We start from the raw sequence: 18,591 nt of genomic DNA on the forward strand, positions 1-18,591 counted from the left end.
CATGTCCGTATCACTGATCGTGCTTATTGTCATTGTCCTGCTGGTCGTGTTGCTGGTCATTTGGGGCATCGGGGCTTACAACGGTTTGGTCAATCTGCGCAACCGGGTGGCCAATGGCTGGGCCCAGATTGACGTCCAGCTCAAGCAGCGTGCCGACCTGGTGCCCAATCTGGTCCAGACGGTCAAGGGCTACGCTTCACACGAGTCCACCGTCCTGGAGGAGGTGACCAAGGCCCGCGCCGACGTGGCTCAGGCCCAGACGGCTGGCGGGGACCAGATGCAGGCCCGTGCCGATGCCGAGCAGCGGCTGGGTCGATCCCTGGTCACCCTGATGGCTCGGGCGGAGGCCTACCCTGAGCTCAAGGCCAACCAGAACTTCCTGGACTTGCAGCGCCAGCTCAAGGACCTGGAGGACAAGATCGCCTACGCCAGGCAGTTCTACAATGATGTGGTCCAGAAGTTCAACACCCGCATCGAGACGGTCCCCTCAAACATCATCGCATCCCTCTTCCACTTCCGTCAGGCCCAGTACTTCCAGGCCGACGAGGGCAGCCGCCAGGCGCCCGTTGTGGACTTCGGACAGTGAACGCCCCAGCGGCCTCCTCCGGGAAGGCGGGCTCGAAACATCCCTCCTCGGGTCATCCCTCCTGGAGCACCTCCCGTTTCTTCCGAGCCCTGGCGCTGGCCCTGGTGGCAGGCTTGGTGACGTGCTTAGTCACCGCCCTGCTGGTCTTCAATAGGAATCGGCCCGACCTGGTGTACGATTCAGTCGATTACGATGTCCAGGTCCTGGATAATGGCGATTTGCGTATCAGTCAGACCCTGACCGTCACCATGAATTCCCGCGAGGATGACAACGGCGACGAACGCCCTTGGCGGGAGCTCTACCAGCGCTATCAGATCAAGCCTGACCGCCTGACCGGCATAAGCGACGTAAGCGTGACTGACCTGACTAATGGCTCCACATATAGGCAGGCTGACCCGCCGAAGGATCCTGATAACCTCGATCAAGTTCCCGATTGGGACAAGACCATGGCTGGCACCTGGTATATGGGCACCGTCTCGGATGCGGGGCTGGAATCCTACAATCCGGGCGATGCGGGTCAGGGTTCTGCCTGCGGCGATCAAGGAAACCAGTGCCAGGTGGAGCTGGGCTGGAACATTCCACAGACTGCCAAGGATTCAGGTCGGCGCTTCCGCATCGACATGACCTTCCACGGGGTCACCACTGCCCATTCTGATGTGGCCGAATTCCAATGGGAGCCCGTGGGCGACACCAACCAGATTCCCGTTGAGCATGTGAGCGCCAATGTCAAGCTGCCCAAGCAGATAGGAACGGAGAAGGACAAGGACGCCAAGGCTTGGCTGCACTTCGCTGGCAGGGGTTCCTACGAGGTGGTGGATGACAGCCGTGTCCGATTCTCCGCAGACCGCATCGAGCCAGGCCAGCATCTGGATTTGGTGGTGCTCTTCGATGCGGGGAGGATTTCCTCGGTGGTCAGGACCGACTCCCAGCCGGCACGTGACCGCATCGTTCAGCAGGAGCGCCAGCAGTATGAGCGCTGGCATACCGAGCAGACCAGACGGGCGCGAATCGGACTCTTGACGGGCGTCTTGGCACTCTTGGCTGCTATCGCGCTGATTGCGGTCATGCTCTGGCAGGCTTTCCACAATTATAGAGACTCCCAGTACCGAGGCGATATCATTTACTACCGGCAGCCTCCGGATCTGTCGCCCGCAGTGGCCGCCGTTATTAACGATGTGATGCTGACCCGAGAAACCCCCACTGGCAGGCAATTGTCAGCAACCATCCTCTCCCTGGCCTCCAAACGGGCCATCGCTCTGATTCCCGTCAAGTATAAGGACCGGACGAATTCCGGCGAAGGACCCGTGACCAAGGTGATGCGCTCACTGCTCAAGGGCAAACAGCAGTCCATGGAGGTGGTCATCAATCCGGTCTGCAGTCAGGATCGAGCATCCCTGGCCCTGTCCTACAGTGAGGAAGCCTGCCTGACCATGCTGGAAGGTGCCTCCGATATCATGGGTGCCGAGGATAAACGCTTCGACCTGTATGAGATGGTTGCTCTCTTCTCCAGCACTGAAGCCGGTCCTGGCAAGGTCTACATGGAGGCTTTCGACAAGGCCATCAAGTATGAGACCAACGATGCCGACCTGCTCGCCTATCGTCATGGTCTGGGGGTCTTGGCCTTCCTGGCCGTACTCTTGGCTGCCTTCATTCTGTTGGCCGGATTCCTGCCGGGCACCGTACTGGTACGTGCGCCCTTGGCCGTGCTTCTGGTGGCTGTGGCAGCATTCTCCATGCGCTATGGCTGTTCGCAGGTGCTGAGCAGGAATGGGCAGCCCATGGCCGGCCAGGTGTCGGGGCTTCGTCGCTACCTGCTGGACTTCAGCGATTTTAGCCACCGGGGCGTGGAGGATCTGGTGCTCTGGGATCGTTACCTGGTTTACGCTGCGGCCTTCGGCATAAGCGACCGGGTTGTCACTCAGCTGGCACAGGCCAGCCCTGAACTGACCGACTCCGAGTGGCTGAATGACAATGCGCGCGGCAGCCTGCTCTACTGGACCTTCCTGCCCTACAGCCAGAATGTTACGGCGGCTTCCTCCCTGGGCGGCCCTGAAGCATTGGCTGCCAATTCAGCGCTCGGCCAGGGTGGCGTGATTGATCTGGGTACTCAATTGACCCAGGGACTCGACCAGATCGGCGGCCTGATTGGCATGGCCAGCGGCGACAGCTCTGGCAGTGCTGTTGGTGGGTTTGGCGACGGTGGTGGTTCTTTCGGCGGTTCCGGTGGTGGGTCCGGTGGTGGTTCCTTCGGCGGCCGCTGAGACCGGGCCGTCAGCTAAGCTCGATGGGAAGCCGGCGGCGTCGAAGCCGGCCTCAATCTACAAGACGGGAGTACATGCATGGCATTGTCGATGCGGGCCTTGGGGCCCTTTACTACGACAGCGGTCGGACTGGGTTGCATGGGATTGTCCATTGAGGGCAAGCCGGACCAGGCAACGGCCATCGACATCATCCATCAGGCCCTGGATGCCGGCTGCCGGCATCTGGATACCGCCTGGTCATACTACGAATCGGGCGGCCCTGAGCAGACCAATGAACGACTGGTTCGCCAGGCTTTGGAATCCTGGAAGGGACCCCGTCAGGATGTGCTGGTGGCCACCAAGGTGGGACACTACCGCAACTTCACCGATGGTCGGCCAACCTGGGCTGTGGACGGTCGACCGGAGAGCCTGATCCGGCACGCCAAGGAGTCTGCTCAGGCCTTGGGCGTGGACACCATCGACCTGCTCTACCTGCACCGGCCCGATCCCCAGGTGCCCTATCAGGAGTCCCTGGAGGCCATGGCCGAGCTGGTCAAGCAGGGCGTGGCCCGGACACTGGGCGTCTCCAACGTAGACATTGACCGGATGGACCTGGCTCGCAGGATTCTGGGCAATGACCTCGTAGCCGTGCAGAACCAGTTCTCGCCCACCTTCACCAGCTCCCGCCAGGAGTTGGACCATGCAGCCGAATTGGATCTGGCCTTTGTCTGCTGGAGCCCCCTGGGAGGCTTCCGAGCGCCCAAGGATGAAACTCGTTATGATGCCTTCCGGCATGTGGCCCAGGAGCACGGCGTCTCCCACCAGCGCGTGGTCCTGGCCTGGGAGCTGTCCCAGAACCGCAACGTCTTCGTGGTTCCCGGGGCTCACAGGGCGGCCACCATTCTGGACTCCCTGCAGGCGGCCGATATGGAGCTGAGCGAGGAGGAGTTGAAGCGTCTGAACCAGGCGGCGGCTGCATGAGTCTCGAGACTCAGTCAAGCGAGCAGGACTCGCAGAGCGTTCAGGGTGAAGCTTGGAATCGGGAACGGACCCTGTTGGACAGCAGCCCCCTATCGGCGCTGGATGATCAAGGTCGTCCAATCCCCGTCACCATTCCCATAGCCTTGGCGCCAGGGATCAAGGTGGTCTACACCACCAGACTGGGCGGGGTCTCCTCAGGCGATTACGCCCAGCTGAATCTAGGCGGCAAGGGTGGCGATGATCCGCAGGCGGTTGCCGCCAACCGTAAGGCCCTGGGCCACCAGCTGGACCGTCCCATAGCCCTGGTGGACCAGGTTCACTCAGCCCGGGTCTGGGATGCCGACCAGGGTCAGCCCCAGGGGCGTTGCGAGGCCGATGCCCAGGTGACCACCCGTCGTGACTTGGCTTTGGGCATCTTCGCCGCTGATTGCCTTCCTGTGCTTCTGGCCGACCCTCAGGCCGGCGTGATGGGGGCGGCCCACTGCGGCCGTCGTGGTCTGGTGGCCGGCGTCATTCCGTCAACAGTCCAGGCCATGGCCGACAAGGGTGCTGACCCATCCAGGATCGTGGCAACCCTGGGACCTCGGATCTGCGAGGATTGCTATCAGGTGGGCTCGGACCTGGCCGATGATTTCGAGAAGCGTTTCCCTGGCGCATCCGGACCATGCAGGTTCGGCGGAATCGCCATCGACATCGCCACTGCTGCCAGGATGGAACTGAAGGCGGCAGGAGTGACCAATATCGTAGACTCCGCCCCCCGGGTCGGTGCCGCCACCAGTTACCTGCGTCAGGACCCGGACCTGATAGAGCTGTGCAGCCAGGACAGTGAGGGTCCCTCCTTGTCGAAGTGTCTTGAGGATCTGCGCCGCCCCCTGTGCACACTGGAGAATCCGCTCTGGTACTCCCACCGCCGGGCCTCGCTGGCCAGCAAGGCGGGGGAGGGGCGCATGCTGGCGCTTATCCTGGCCGACGACTGATGTTGTGAGATTGATTGCAGCCTGCTCCTGGCAGCCGGAGCAGGTCTCGGGTGCAGATGTTCGGTGCAGATAGCGCCGGGTCCGCACCTTTCTCTGTTTCCGTATGAGTACCGTTGAGTCTATGAGTGAGAGCAGAGCATCAGCAGCCCCGTCCGGGGTCGGTCAGGTCAACGCAGAGCCGGAGGAGCAGATTCAGCCGGTGGTGGCAGTGATTCTGGCGGCCGGGCTGGGCGTTCGGTTCGACGAGAGCAACCCCAAGCAGCTGGTGCAGGTGGGCGGCAAACCGATCATCACCTGGTCAATTGACGCCTTCCAGTCCAATGCCCGGGTCACGGACATCCTGGTCGTGGTCAACGATCGGGTTCGGGAGTCTGTCGAGGCCATCGTGGGCGCTGACACCTACGACAAGGTCCGCATGGTCATCCAGGGCGGCGTCGAGCGGATGGACAGCACCGAGGCGGCCCTGCAGACCCTGGCTGATGCGGAGATTCCCCAGGATGCCAAGCTGCTCATCCACGATGCGGTGCGGCCCTTCGTCAGCCAGGAGTCAATCGACGGCTGCATCGATGCCTTGGATACATTCGACGCCGCAACCGTGGCCGTGGCCTCGACCGACACCATGCTGATGGCCGGGGACCTGGGCGAGCGCAAGGTTGTGCGCCAGGTGCCCGACCGTGACAACATGTTCAGGGCTCAGACCCCGCAGGCCTTCCGTTTCAGCACCCTCCGTAAGGCCTACGATCTGGCCGCTGCGGATCCGGACTTCCATCCCACGGATGACACACGTGTCGTGGTGGACCACATGCCTGAGGAGCCGGTGGCCATCGTGGCCGGCAGCGTGACCAACATGAAGATCACCCTGCCCTCGGACGTGCCCATGGCTGAATGGATAGCGGGCTCCCTGGCCGGGTGAAGCCCTGTGTACCATGGGGCACATGGAGCAGATCAAGGTCATCGTCGCCGGATACGACCATTACCAGGGTGTTGACGTCAACCCCTCCTATCAGGTCTCACAGGCTCTGGCCGAGCATGGTATGGAGGGTATGCGCCCTCTCGGCCCCACCGAGGAGGATCCCTTGGAGGGCGTGGACCTGGCTATTTCCGCCGTCACCATGCCTGTCAGCTTCGCCAAGGCCTGGCCCATACTGCATGAGGCCATAGAGCGGGTGCACCCCGATATCATCATCGCCACAGGGCTCAAGCGTCGGGCTCGTGGCATCGCCATGGAGCGCTGTGCCGTCAACCTCAAGGAGGACGACGCAGACGACCGTGACGACTTAGGGGAGCAGGAGTATCAGGACGCTGCCCGCGAGATCAATCGCCAGCCCATCGATCCCCAGGGTCCGGCCGCCTACTGGACCCGTCTGCCGCTGAGGGCCATCCTGCACGACTTCGGCACCTGCGGCATTCCCGCCACGCTGAGCTCGGACGCGGGTACCTATGTCTGCAACGCACTCTTCTACAATCTGCTGGCATGGGCTGCAGGACACAAGGATGTCCTGGCCGGGTTCGTCAGTCTCCCCCTGGTCAACGATAGCGGCGGACAGGAGCGTGGCCTGCCCCTGAATCAGCAGATACAGGCTGTGCGCGAGGTGGTCAATGAGACCATTCGCTACTACCGCAGGCCCTCCTCCAGCCCTATTCTTATTGCCTGAGCCCCGTATGTAAGGTCAATGTGTCGGCAGCTCGTCAGACGGCGAATTTCGGCCTGTCATGGGGTAGAGTCGAGGTAAATCCACCGGACCGAAGACATCCTTGTCACGGGCCGGCATGTCCTGGTGGCGAAGAGGAGTGTTTCCATGGCCGAAGATCAGTTTCCCGTTGTCCTGCGAGGCTATGACAAGGAGCGGGTCGACCAGGCTCTGGCGGCCTCGCGGAGCAATCTGGCCCGGTTGCGTCAGCAGATCAAGGCCGACGATGATCGCATTCTGAAGCTGGAGGCGGAACTCCAGGAGGCCAAGTCGCGCAAGGTCGAGCAGCCGCGCAACTCCTTCGCCTCCCTTGGAGCCAACGCCCAGCAGCTGCTTGCCTCGGCCGAGCAGACCAGTACCGAGCTGCTCAACCGCGCCAAGCAGGATGCGGCATCAACCAAGACCTCCGCCCAGGAGAAGGCAACAACCCTGGTCAACGAGGCCCGGCTTGAAGCCAAGCACATCGTGGATGAGGCCAACGCCAAGGCCAAGTCCATCGTCGAGGCCGCCAATGACGAAGCCAGGACCGTCACCACCACCGCCAAGCAGCAGAGCGAACAGAGCAAGTCCGCGGCCGACAAGGTCGTGGCGGAACGTCGTCAGGCCCTGGATCTGGAGCTGCAGAACTCCCGCGAGGAGCATGAGAAGCGACTGGCCACCAGCAAGGCCACTCAGGACAAGGAGCTGTCCGAGCAGAAGGCCAAGGCCGCCAAGGAGATTGCCGACAAGCGGCGCAAGAGCGACGAGGAGATCGCCAAGCTCAAGAAGGATGCCAACGATCAGATTCAGAAGGCCCTGGCCGAGGCCAACAAGAAGCTGGCCGACGTGCGTGAGCAGGTCTCCAAGAGCCTGAATGACGCCCGCAGGCAGGCTTCGGAGATCACTGACAAGGCCAAGTCTGAGGCCCAGCAGATTGTGGACGAGTCCAAGGTCACCAGTGCTGAGACCATGGCCAAGGTCAACGCCGAGGCAGAGCAGGTCCGCTCCGATATAGCAGCCCAGCAGGAGGATGCCACCAAGAAGGTGGGCGAACTGCTCAAGAGCCTGGAGGAGCGGCGGGTCAAGACCGAGAAGGAGACCCAGGAGCTCATTGAGCAGGCCAAGGCCACCCGCAAGGATGCCGATTCGTTCGCCTCATTCAAGCGTGAGGAGTCCGAGCGCAAGGCCAGCCAGCTGCTGGAAGAGGCCAAGCAGCGCGCACAGGCCGAGGTCGAGGCTCAACGCAAGGCCGCCCAAGCTGAGTTGGACGGGCTCAGGGATCACATCACCAAGCTGCAGCACCGGGAAGCCACCATTACCGCTCGGGTCGATGAGTTGCGGAACATCTTCTCAAAGTCCTTCGGCAACTTCGACGGCTTCCACGACGAGAGTGTGGTCAATGAGCAGGACGAGGGGCAGGCCCCCAGCGTGCCCGTGGTCAATGCTGTGCCTGCCGCTGATCCGCTGCCGACTCCAGCCCCGAAGACTGAAAGCGAGGATGAGAGCGTCGGCCATTCCCTTGCCGACCCCCAGGAAGAAGCCCCTAAGACATCGGACGATCCGGTCCTGGCGAGTCAACCAGCCGATGACCTGGCAACTGATGACGTGGCAGCTGATTCCGCCAGCAATTCCGAAGAGGAGGCCAGCGAAGCTGCGACTATCCGGTCCTCAGCCAATATGCCGACTCAAGTCCTGCCCTCCCCGGCGCCGAGCGTCCTGCCCGATGCATCCGGCCAGGCCGATGATGCGCCGGCCCAGGCCAAGGACGGACAGGAGGAGAAGGCGGTCACTGACCAGGAGACTACGGTCATTCCGCCCGTCAACGATGACATGACCCCGACCGGTCGGGACTGATCGGCGAACGTCGATTATTCGTCAGGGCCGGGTCGCAGACATGGTCTGCGACCCGGCCTCTGTTTTGTTCGGGAGTCGTCTGAACATATGCTGAAACAGGCATGGGCGTCAATCTCAATCCGGGCCCTTGCTGAGGCCTAGAGTCAATGGTGAAGGGGTGCAGGCCAGGGGTCGTAGGGTTGGGAGGGCATCATGCGGCAAGCACATCACGCATCATCAGATTCGAGCGCCACAGATCCAATCGAGGCGGATGCGGGCAGACAGGGAGGATTGAGCCCATCTCCAGGGCCCTTACGTTCATGGAGCGCCCAGGTGCGTCGTGGGGTGGACCTGCAATCCCTCTACGCTCTGGTGTACCTGGTGGTGGCCAACCTGATCGCAGGTGTCCTGAATCTACCCTCGGTGGCCGCGGCCCTGGGCATTGCCCGTCAGCCAGGGCTGGGCGATCTGCTGGGAGATCTGGTCATGCTGGTCTTTCTCTTTGGCACCCGCGGCCAGGATCTGCTCGGCCGCGGCTCCAACCCGGTACGGTACAAGGCTCAGACCAATCCCGGCCCGGCCGTGCTGATCGGGGCCATCCTACTGATCATGCTGGCCAGCAGCATTGAGACCGGCTTCACCTGGGTGGTCAACCAGGGATCCCAGACACTGGGGTTGGTCTACCATTCCACCACCTCCCAGATCGCAGCGGGCCAGCATGGGTTCCTGTCGCCCCTGGACACGGCAATCCTGGTCCCTGTCGTCGAGGAGTTCCTGCTGCGCGGCGTGGTCATGGGCAGGCTCAGACCCTTTGGACGGACCTTCGCCATCGTCACCTCCTCCTTCATCTTCGCCTGCCTGCACGGGGACATCACCCAGAGTCTGTTCACCTTCCTGCTGGGTCTGGTTCTGGGTTTCATCGCCATGGAATACTCCATCCTCTGGTCCATGGCTCTGCATGTCTTCAACAACCTGGTCCTGGCTGACGCCATGATGTGGTTGACCCAGACGGTGCCGGCCCGCACCGGTATGATGATCAATCGGGCAATGACCCTTCTGGGCCTGGTTGGGGGGCTGGTCGTCCTCTGGCTGATTCGGGGACAGCTGGCAGACCACCTGCGCGCCGATCGCTCACCCTCCGGCACCTATAAGGGCTGGATCTCCCTTGGGTTGGCCGTGCTGGTGGTCCTGGCTGTGGTCAATGCGGCCCAGCGCTTCTCTCTGGCTTGATGACAGGCACAGTTGTCCACATCCTCCGCCAGACGAACCCCCGATGACTGATTCCCGCTATGCTGGATGCAGGGATGCAGATACATCCGCATGAAAGGAAACAAGGACAGACCGTATGACATCAGCACTGACACCACTGGATCAGACCCGTTTGGAGGACTTGTGCACCGCCTTCGATGAGCGCGAGGCCAACCACGCCGCCATGAACGCCGTCACCCAGGTAGGCATTGACGAAGTGGCCCACAACTATGATCGCTCCCGCCTGCTCCAGCACCGATTTTCGGTCAGCATCGACAATGGCACGGTCACATCGCAGGCGCATTCCGGCCGCTGCTGGCTCTTCAGCTCATTGAACGTGGCACGCTTCGTGGCCCGCAAGGCTCTGAACATTGATGACGAAAGCACCGCCAACCCCATGGGTGACTTCGAGCTGTCCCAGAACTACGCCATGTACTACGACAAGCTTGAGCGCGTCAACTACTTCCTGCGCGACGTAGCGGCTCTGGTACGTGCCGGTGAGCCTGTCGACTCCCAGCTCATGCGCTTCCTGATGGGCGATGTCATGGGCGATGGTGGCCAGTGGATCATGGCCATGAACATCTATAAGAAGTACGGCGCCGTGCCCAAGCAGTTCTATCCTGAGACGGCCTCATCCCAGGACACCAGCCAGATGAACACTCAGCTGCGTCGTCTGCTCCATCAGGCCACGGCTCACATGGTGGCCGACCCGGACGGGATTGACGAGATCATCGATAGGACCCTGGATGCCGGCCACCGTATGCTGACCATTCATCTGGGTACCCCGCCCACCAGCTTCGACTGGGAGTGGACCGACAAGGATGGCGTCTTCCACCGGGATGGGCGGATCACCCCGCAGGAGTTCTGGAAGCGCTACGTGAATGCCGGACTTGAGGACTACGTCTGCCTGGTCGACGACCCGCGCCCCGAGCACCCCAAGGGCCGCAAGATCGGCATCGAGCACCTGGGCAACGTGGCTGGCGGCGATTCCACCGAGTACCTGAACGTTCCGGTGAAGGTCATGAAGGACTGCGCCCGTCGTCTGATGAGCGAACAGGGCCTGCCGGTATGGTTCGGCGCCGACTGCCATCCCATGATGGACCGCAAGGCCGGTCAGTGGGCCACTGACCTGTTTGAGTATGGCCGGGTCTACGGGGTGGACTTCGACATGGATAAGGAGCAGCGGGTGCGCTTCGGCGACTCGGCCCAGAACCACGCCATGGCATTCGTTGGCGTGGACGTGGCCGATGACGGCCGGACCACCAACCGCTGGCGGGTAGAGAACTCCTGGGGCGGGGACATCGCCAACAATGGCTACTTCACCATGAGCGACGAATGGTTCAGCCAGTATGTCTACGAGGTGGCTGTACCCAAGTCCATGCTGTCCGAGGAGTATCGCCGGGCCTTTGACCAGGAGGCCATCATGCTGCCCGCCTGGGATCCCATGGGTGCCTTGGCCTGAGCAACAGCACTAATTCATCCACTTTTACCCAACAAACTGTTCGTTCCCGTGGTCTATAAGGGTCGCGGGAAAGGACTGTCCACATTGGCCCGGATGTGGGCGGTTATAAGAAATGCGGGCATGATTGTCGAAGTACGACAGAGAGGAGAGCGACCGTGGCATTCGTCAAGGAACCGGATATCATCCCGGAAGAGGAGCGGCAGTATTTTGCCGATACGGCCGTCTTTCCCGAAACAGTGGATGTCAACATTCGTCAGCTGGATCCAATCCCGGCTCCCAGGGTCTTTCTGCGCTCGCGGCCCCTTGATCCGGAACGGGTGAATCTGGTCCGGGACTCTCGTCAGGCCATCCGGGATGTTTTGCATGGGCGGGACGACCGGCTCCTGGTCATCACCGGCCCCTGCTCCATCCACGATCCGGAGGCTGCTCTGGAATACGCCCGTCGCCTGTCGGCCGTCAATGAGCGGTTGAAGGATCGTCTGCTGATTGTCATGCGGGTCTATTTCGAAAAACCCCGGACCACGGTCGGTTGGAAGGGCCTGATCAACGACCCCGACCTGGATGGGACGTTCAACATTCGCAAGGGGATTCGCCTGGCCCGACAGGTGCTTTGGCAGGTCCTGGGTCAGGGGATTCCGGCGGCCACAGAATGGCTGGATCCCATCACCCCACAGTATCTTTCTGATGCGGTCAGCTGGGGGGCCATCGGTGCCCGGAACACGGAGAGCCAGGTCCACAGGGAGCTGGCCAGCGGCATGTCCATGCCCATGGGCTTCAAGAACTCGACCGATGGCAGCATAGAAGCTGCGGTCGATTCCTGCCTGGCTGCGGCATCCGAACATCACTTCCTATCCATCAACCTTGACGGTCATGTCATTGCTGCCGAGACCAGGGGCAACCCTGACTGCCACATAATTCTGCGCGGTTCCAGCCATGGTCCCAACTACGATCCGGAATCCGTCCGATCCGCCCTGGAGTCCATACATCAGGCGCCGTTGGGCCCTGGTGCCTGCCGAGGTCTGATCGTGGATGCAGCCCACGGCAACTGTGGCAAGGACCCCGTACGTGAGGCCCAGGTGGTCGAGGACCTGGCAGACCGTCTCGCCAAGGGCGAGCAGGGCCTGTCAGGCATCATGATGGAGAGCTTTCTTGAGGGCGGTCACCAGAAACCGGCTCCACTGGATCAGCTGGTGTTCGGCAAATCCGTCACTGATGCCTGCATCTCCTGGGACAGGACCGAGGATCTGTTGCAGATTCTGGCGGATGCCGTGCAATCCCGTCGGGAAAGGATGAGGGCATGAGTCGGATGAAGGATGAGCCGCAGGAGCCTCTGCCCCGACCCAGCAAGGCCTACGAGGTTGAACTGGTGCACAAGGCGCTTGCGGCCGGTGTCAACCCCCTGCAGACCGGGAATGTGCCCAGGTGGGAGGACGAGGTAGGCATAGGGCGGATCGTCAACAGGCGGGTCTTTGAGCTTGACCGCCTGCCTTCGCCCGCGCAGATGCTGACCCGGTACCCCTTGGATGGATCGGCCAAGGACCTGGTCATCCGCTCCCGGCAGGAGATAGTGGACTGTCTGCATGGGCGGGACGACCGGTTGCTGGTCATTGTGGGCCCCTGCTCCATCCACGACCCCGATGCCGCACTGGACTACGCTCGCCGTCTGTCGGCCGTCAATGAGCGGTTGAAGGATCGCCTGTTGATCGTCATGCGGGTCTATTTTGAGAAGCCCCGGACCACGGTAGGTTGGAAGGGTCTGATCAACGACCCCGACCTGGATGGCAGCCACAACATCCAGAAGGGCCTGGTCCTGGCACGGCGGATTCTTCTGGGTGTGCTGGAGACCGGGCTTCCGGCGGCCACGGAATTTCTGGAACCTACATCGCCCCAGTACATTTCTGATGCGGTCAGCTGGGGGGCCATCGGTGCCCGGAACACGGAGAGCCAGGTCCATCGCCAGCTGGCCAGCGGCATGTCCATGCCCATCGGCTTCAAGAACGCCACGGATGGCAGCGTGGATGTGGCCATCGACTCCTGCTATGCGGCCTCTCAGCGCCACACCTTCTTCGGAATAGACCACGAGGGTCAGGCCGCAGCCGTCGCGACCATGGGCAACCCCGACTGCCATCTGGTTCTTCGCGGCTCCAAGTCCGGCCCCAACTACGATCAGGATTCGGTGCGGGCGGCCCTTGCCGTGCTGCGCCAGCGCATGCCCAAGGACAGCGCGGCTGCCCACGGACTGATCATCGATGCCTCCCACGGCAATTCCGGCAAGGACGAGCGGCGCCAGATCCAGGTTGTCCATGAGTTGGCCCAGCGGATAGGCGACGGCGAGGAGGGCTTTACCGGGCTGATGATGGAGAGTTTCATACGTGGAGGCAATCAGAAGCCGGCCCCGCTGGACCAACTGGTTTACGGGTGTTCGATCACTGACCGCTGCATCTCCTGGCCTGATACTCAGGATCTGTTGGGGGAGCTGGCTGAGGCAGTGGACCGTCGCCGTCGCACGGCTCGTTGACTTACGAGCCGCAGTAGGCTGGTCGGGCCGCATCAGCTGGTGAAGTCATGGATAAGGAGTCAGGCATGAGTGAAACAGGCGATTCCCTGGAGGGCCAAGATCAAGGACCGGTTGCCGTCATAGGTGCCATGGATGAGGAGGTGGCCCTGATCGGCCAAGGCCTGAAGCAGGCGGATCAGGATTCCCATGCCGGCGATGCCGGATTAAAGGTCATATCCGGTACTCTTGATGGGCCGCACGGCCCGGTTGGGCTGGCTGCCACTGTTGGCGGCATGGGCACCGTCAACATCGCCGCCACCACACAGTATCTGATCGATGCCTTCCATCCCAGGGCCGTCATCTTCTCCGGCATCGCCGGCAACCTGAACAAGGACCTGCATATCAACGATGTGGTCCTTGGAGGTACCCTGCGCTATCTGGACACGGATATGCGATTGGTGGCTCAGTCGGCCCCCGGCACCGAGGAGTTTCATTCGGACCCTCACCTGCTGGATCTGGCGAGCCGGACTCTGGACTCCATGGGGATCAAGCACATCGTCGGCACCATTGCGACGGGTAATTACTTTGTGGACAGCCCGGAGAAGATTGCCCAAGTCAAGGAGCAGACCGGGGCCGATGCGGTCGAGATGGAAGGGGCGGCTGTCTGCCACGTGGCTGCCCGCAACAAGGTGCCGGCCCTGGTCATCCGCGCTCTGAGCGACAATGCCGACACCGACTATGAGGTCTTCCGGGAGTTCGACATCTCCGAATATGCCGATACGGCCGCCAGGCTGGTCCTGGATATCGTGCGTGAGCTTTAATTGCTAACCGGCAAGAGATCACCGCTCGAGCGTCTTTTGCCTGTTGAAGGCTGTTGACCCTGGGTTGACGGCCTTCTCTTGTTATTGCGGCCACTCTGGTCCTGACCGGTTCATGGACCAGCCGGAGGTCGGTTGTACCATGCAGGCCCTGAGCAGACGCTGCCTACTCGTCAGCCGTATCGGCCACCGATCCTCTGTCAATGAGCTCCGGCTCTATGTAGAGGTGCTCGATGCGCTGGTCCGGGTCTTGTATCCGCCGCACTTGGAGGCGTAGGGCGGCGGTCGCCAGGTCCTGGGCTGAGGATCGCAGGACCGTCAGGCGCTTGGTGTAGCCGTCGATGGTGATCATGGATAGATCGTTGGGAATGTGGCACCCCCTTCTTTCCAGAGCCTGGACCAGAGCGATGGACAGGTAGTCTGGATGAACCAGGACAGCCGTGGTGTGTGTCTCCAGAATCGTCTGGACGATCTGCTCGACATCCTCGGCCGCATATGGCTGCTTGTCCTTGAGCAGGAAGGTCTGTTCAAGCCCGCCTCCTTCTTTCATCATCAGCTGCCAGCCCAGCTCGATATCGCCTGCGGTGGGGGTGCTGCCCAGAGCCAGTCCCACCCGGTGGTGGCCATGCTGACGGAAATGCTGCAGTCCTCGGCGGACTCCGGCTGGATGGTCGGTATGAACCGAGTCGAAGAATCCGGGCAGCCACTGTGGCGGATGGCGTTCCAGAATGGTTACAGGCAGTTGGCACTCGGTCAGCCACTGCCAGGTTTCCGGTGCGACATCCGGTTCAATGCTGGGGGCCATGATCAGTCCAAGCATCTGTGGATCAGTAGCCAGATCATCCAGAATATCTATCTCGGGAAAGGTCTCATAGGAGGTTTCCTTGGCAACGATCTCCAGGCCGAATTTTTCGGCCGCCATACGTCTGATGGCATCGGTCACTGAGGGCCAGATGAAGCTGGGCTCGGGCAGAGCTACCCCGATCCGGCTTCTACGAACGACAGTTGCCCTATCCCGACTGGAAGCTTCATCCATGGCGAGGCTTGACACGCCGGCATTGGTTTTGCCGTTGGTGCCTCTGGCGCTGCTGGTTCGATCTGGATTGCCCTTTCTTCCGGCTTTCTTTTTCGAAGTGACATTCGTTCTCACTGATGGCTTTGGTATATCAGTCAAGGCAGGGTCAGAGGTGTAGGAGGAAGTGACTGTGAACGATTCGGCAGATTGGCCTTGGAAATCCAAGGATTTGACGGCCAGGGCACCCCCGCGCACACGTCTTACGAGACCAGCTCTGGCCAGATTGTTCAAATCCCTTCGGACGGTTATTTCTGTGGTGCCCATCATCCGTGCCAGGTAGGGCACTCTGACTACGCTCTCTCTGAGAAGTGCGTTGAGGATCAGCTCTCGTCTCTGAGCTGGGAGCCATCCTGCTGCCGGGGGATTGGGGAAGGACGCGTCAGCCGGATCCTGTCTTTTGCTTCCTGCCTCTGATTCTCTCTGATCCATGCTCTGGCCTCGATGCTTTACTCTGATGCTGATGAGGGCAGTCGCGACGGCCAACATCCCTAGCTTTTCTAACTTTCCTAGTGTATACCAGGGTTGTGGCCCAAGAGTGATGGAAACAGACTGCAACAAACTCTTCAGGTCATTTTCAGACCAGTTATTCTGGATTTATTCGCTCGGAGTTATCATGGGCAGGTAAGCCAGCAAGGGTTTACCTGGGGTCTGTGATAAGTCTGCAGTGAGAGAGGGGTCGGCCTTATCCGGCCTCTTCCGCGGCATTGTCGCCGAAGGAAAGGGATGACCATGAACGTGAAAACTGTAACCAAGGCTCTGGCGGTGACGGCTGCGGGCGTCATGCTGCTGGCTGGCTGTGGAGGTGGCGGCTCAAGCAAGCAGGCCTCCTCAGGAAGTGACGGATTCGACAGCAAGGCCAACACGACCATCACCTTCGCTGGATGGTCTTTGGACATGACCCCCGAGTTCAAGACTCTGGCTGACGGCTTCCATAAAGCCCACCCCAACGTGACCGTCAACGTCAAGCAATACTCAGCTGATGACTATGACAAGCAGTTGACGGCGGACATCTCCTCAGGCGCCCAGCCCGATGTCTTCCCCATCAAGAACATGATCAAGTATGTCACCTATGCAGACTCGCAGGGACTGGCGGATATCTCCGACATCGCCAAGAGCTACCAGGGCAACAAGCATATTGATCTGAACGGCTATAACCACGACGGCAAGTACTTCGCCCTGCCCTACCGCAGTGATACCTGGGTGCTCTTCTATAACAAGGACATGTTCAAGAAGGCCGGGGTAGAAGAGCCGAACGCCAAGTGGACCTGGGATGATTACACCAAGGCTGCCAAGGAACTCCAGGAGAAGCTGCCTGCAGCAGGTTACGATGCCAACAGCGTCTACCCCATGTATATGCATAACTGGCAGTCCGTGGTGCAGTCCTTCGCTCTGGCACAGTCCGGCAAGTCGGCCGCCAGCACTTTCCTTAAGGCCGACTTCTCCTACATGGAGCCCTATTACAAGAGGGCCTTGGAGTGGCAGAAGGACAAGTATACGATCGACTGGAACACTTCGTTCACCAACAAGGTTCAGTATCAGGCGCAGTTCGGCACCCAGAAGGCCGCTATGATGCCCATGGGCACCTGGTACGCCGCCACTCTTCTGAGCCAGCAGCAGTCCGGTGAAGCCCAGAAGTTCAGCTGGGGCATGGCTCCGGCTCCCCAGAACCCCAGCACGAAGCTGCCCAAGACACCGATCACTTTCGGCAGCCCCACCAGCCTGGCGGTATCTTCCAAGTCTTCCGGTCAGAAACTGGCTGCCGCCAAGGAGTTCGTCAAGTGGGCCACCGGGCAAGGCGGTGCTCTTGAGCTGGCCAAGCTCTCCACCACCCCCGCCTATATCGATGACAAGGTGACCGATACCTTCTTCTCTCCTGAGGGCATGGCCTCCGACCAGGCCTCCAAGGATGCATGGAGCAAGCACGACATGAAGATGGAAGCGCCCGTGGACAAGGCCACGGACACCGTCAACTCCATCCTCAAGGACACCCACTCTTCGATTATGACGGGCGCCAAGTCTCCATCCGATGGGCTCAAGGAAGCAACCCAAAACGTTAAGGATCAAGGCGTACTGGACGAATAGTCCCAGGTGACGCAAGGGAGGCTTCAGGATGCACATGTGTCCTGAAGCCTCCCACTGAGCCAGTTGGAGTAAAAGTGGCGAGGGGCTTCCCAAACCCATGACACGTGATGGCAGTAAGGAGAGGCACAGATGTCAGAAGAAATCGGTGTGATCGACGACCGGCAGGCGGCCGCTGATCACAAAACGGGTTCTCATGGGCCCGGCGGCGGGCGGCGAGCCCCGATGGTTAAGCAGGGCAAGTTCAATGCCAAGGCGATTTCACGAAGGAACCTGCGCAATGGTCTGATATTCATATCGCCGAATTTCATAGGTTTTATCTGCCTGACCCTCCTGCCTACCCTGACGCTCTTTTATATAGCTTTTACCAAGTGGTCGGCTTTCGGCAACCCCGTCTTGAACGGCGTGAAGAACTGGGTCAGGCTATCCCACGACAAGATCTTCATGACCTCGGTGTGGAACACCATCTACTATTCGATAGTCCACATCCCCCTGACTCTGGTTCTGGCCTTCGCTCTGGCCGTCCTGCTCAATTCCAAGCTGCGCGGACGTGCCTTCTTCAGAACGGTGGCCTTCTTCCCCTACATCACCTCCATAGTGGCTGCGGCCCAGGTTTGGGGCATGCTCTTCGACCCCAAGTCCGGTCCTATAAACTCCTTCCTGCGGCTTTTCATCAGCAATCCCCCCGGGTGGCTGGGCTCGACGGCCTGGGCCATGCCCGCTGTGATCGTCGTGGGTACCTGGCGTGAGGTCGGCTACTATATGATTCTGCTCCTGGCAGGTCTGCAGACCATCCCCTCCGAGCTCTATGAGGCCGCTGAGCTTGATGGCGCAAACGGATGGCAGCGTTTCTGGCATGTGACCGTCCCCATGATGCGCCCCACACTCTTCTTCGTCATGGTCACCCTGACCATCGGATCCTTCAAGATTCTTGATCTGACACTGGTCATGACCGATGGCGGCCCCGGCACCAGCACCCTGGTTCTGGCGCAGTACATCTACCGTGTGGCCTTCGAACGTGGCGACTTCGGCTATGCTTCGACCGTCTCCCTGGTTCTTCTGGCCATCTGCATGGTGGTCACGCTGTTCCAGTTCTGGTACAACAATCTGAAGGAGGACTGAGAT

Annotated in this window: 15 protein-coding genes and 1 pseudogene; 14 read left to right on the forward strand and 2 right to left on the reverse strand. The window is 60.8% G+C overall.

Going from position 1 to position 18,591, the window contains the following annotated elements; genetic code table 11:
- The first annotated feature begins 1 nt into the window (after position 1).
- The 12 genes from H3T88_RS01195 (at position 2) to mtnN (ending at position 14,315) form a co-directional block, all read left to right on the forward strand.
- Positions 2-586 (forward strand): LemA family protein, encoded by a 585-nt coding sequence (locus H3T88_RS01195; protein ID WP_110417652.1) that lies wholly within the window; start codon positions 2-4, stop codon positions 584-586.
- A complete protein-coding gene (locus H3T88_RS01200; protein ID WP_198203272.1) occupies positions 583-2,847 on the forward strand; it encodes a DUF2207 family protein in 2,265 nt (754 codons plus the stop codon). The genes H3T88_RS01195 and H3T88_RS01200 overlap by 4 nt, the downstream gene beginning before the upstream one ends.
- A gap of 78 nt (positions 2,848-2,925) precedes the next feature.
- Positions 2,926-3,807, forward strand: coding sequence for an aldo/keto reductase (locus H3T88_RS01205; RefSeq protein ID WP_198203273.1), 882 nt, complete (start codon positions 2,926-2,928; stop codon positions 3,805-3,807).
- A complete protein-coding gene (locus tag H3T88_RS01210; RefSeq protein WP_232347055.1) occupies positions 3,804-4,784 on the forward strand; it encodes a polyphenol oxidase family protein in 981 nt (326 codons plus the stop codon). Before H3T88_RS01205 ends, H3T88_RS01210 begins: the two co-directional genes overlap by 4 nt.
- Positions 4,785-4,905: 121 nt before the next feature.
- Entirely contained in the window at positions 4,906-5,697 is a 792-nt protein-coding gene (locus tag H3T88_RS01215; protein WP_198203274.1) for an IspD/TarI family cytidylyltransferase, read from the forward strand.
- A gap of 22 nt (positions 5,698-5,719) precedes the next feature.
- Positions 5,720-6,439, forward strand: coding sequence for a pyroglutamyl-peptidase I (locus H3T88_RS01220; RefSeq protein ID WP_198203275.1), 720 nt, complete (start codon positions 5,720-5,722; stop codon positions 6,437-6,439).
- Between the two features lie 144 nt (positions 6,440-6,583).
- Positions 6,584-8,308, forward strand: coding sequence for a cell division protein (locus tag H3T88_RS01225; protein ID WP_198203276.1), 1,725 nt, complete (start codon positions 6,584-6,586; stop codon positions 8,306-8,308).
- 192 nt (positions 8,309-8,500) lie between these two features.
- Positions 8,501-9,517 carry a CPBP family intramembrane glutamic endopeptidase gene (locus H3T88_RS01230; RefSeq protein WP_198203277.1) on the forward strand — a complete coding sequence of 339 codons (1,017 nt, stop codon included), beginning with the start codon at positions 8,501-8,503 and terminating at the stop codon, positions 9,515-9,517.
- 115 nt (positions 9,518-9,632) lie between these two features.
- On the forward strand, positions 9,633-10,997 hold the full coding sequence (locus H3T88_RS01235) for a C1 family peptidase (RefSeq protein WP_198203278.1): 1,365 nt from the start codon (positions 9,633-9,635) through the stop codon (positions 10,995-10,997).
- 155 nt (positions 10,998-11,152) lie between these two features.
- A complete protein-coding gene (locus H3T88_RS01240) occupies positions 11,153-12,298 on the forward strand; it encodes a 3-deoxy-7-phosphoheptulonate synthase (protein ID WP_198203279.1) in 1,146 nt (381 codons plus the stop codon).
- A gap of 5 nt (positions 12,299-12,303) precedes the next feature.
- Entirely contained in the window at positions 12,304-13,515 is a 1,212-nt protein-coding gene (locus H3T88_RS01245; protein WP_415873578.1) for a 3-deoxy-7-phosphoheptulonate synthase, read from the forward strand.
- A 65-nt stretch (positions 13,516-13,580) separates the two neighbouring features.
- Positions 13,581-14,315 carry a 5'-methylthioadenosine/S-adenosylhomocysteine nucleosidase gene (gene mtnN, locus H3T88_RS01250; RefSeq protein ID WP_198203281.1) on the forward strand — a complete coding sequence of 245 codons (735 nt, stop codon included), beginning with the start codon at positions 13,581-13,583 and terminating at the stop codon, positions 14,313-14,315.
- 163 nt (positions 14,316-14,478) lie between these two features.
- Here the strand turns inward: mtnN and H3T88_RS01255 are convergent, their stop codons facing one another.
- Complete coding sequence (locus H3T88_RS01255; RefSeq protein WP_232347056.1) at positions 14,479-15,348, reverse strand: substrate-binding domain-containing protein; 870 nt, start codon at positions 15,346-15,348, stop codon at positions 14,479-14,481.
- Between the two features lie 216 nt (positions 15,349-15,564).
- Positions 15,565-15,873, reverse strand: a pseudogene (locus H3T88_RS08880) (DeoR family transcriptional regulator); the annotation flags it as partial.
- 243 nt (positions 15,874-16,116) lie between these two features.
- Between H3T88_RS08880 and H3T88_RS01260 the strand changes: the two are divergent.
- A complete protein-coding gene (locus H3T88_RS01260; RefSeq protein WP_198203283.1) occupies positions 16,117-17,469 on the forward strand; it encodes an ABC transporter substrate-binding protein in 1,353 nt (450 codons plus the stop codon).
- 129 nt (positions 17,470-17,598) lie between these two features.
- Positions 17,599-18,588 (forward strand): carbohydrate ABC transporter permease, encoded by a 990-nt coding sequence (locus tag H3T88_RS01265; RefSeq protein ID WP_198203284.1) that lies wholly within the window; start codon positions 17,599-17,601, stop codon positions 18,586-18,588.
- Positions 18,589-18,591: the final 3 nt, after the last annotated feature.

It is taken from the genome of Bifidobacterium sp. W8110 (assembly GCF_016101375.1).
Classification (GTDB): domain Bacteria; phylum Actinomycetota; class Actinomycetes; order Actinomycetales; family Bifidobacteriaceae; genus Bombiscardovia; species Bombiscardovia asteroides.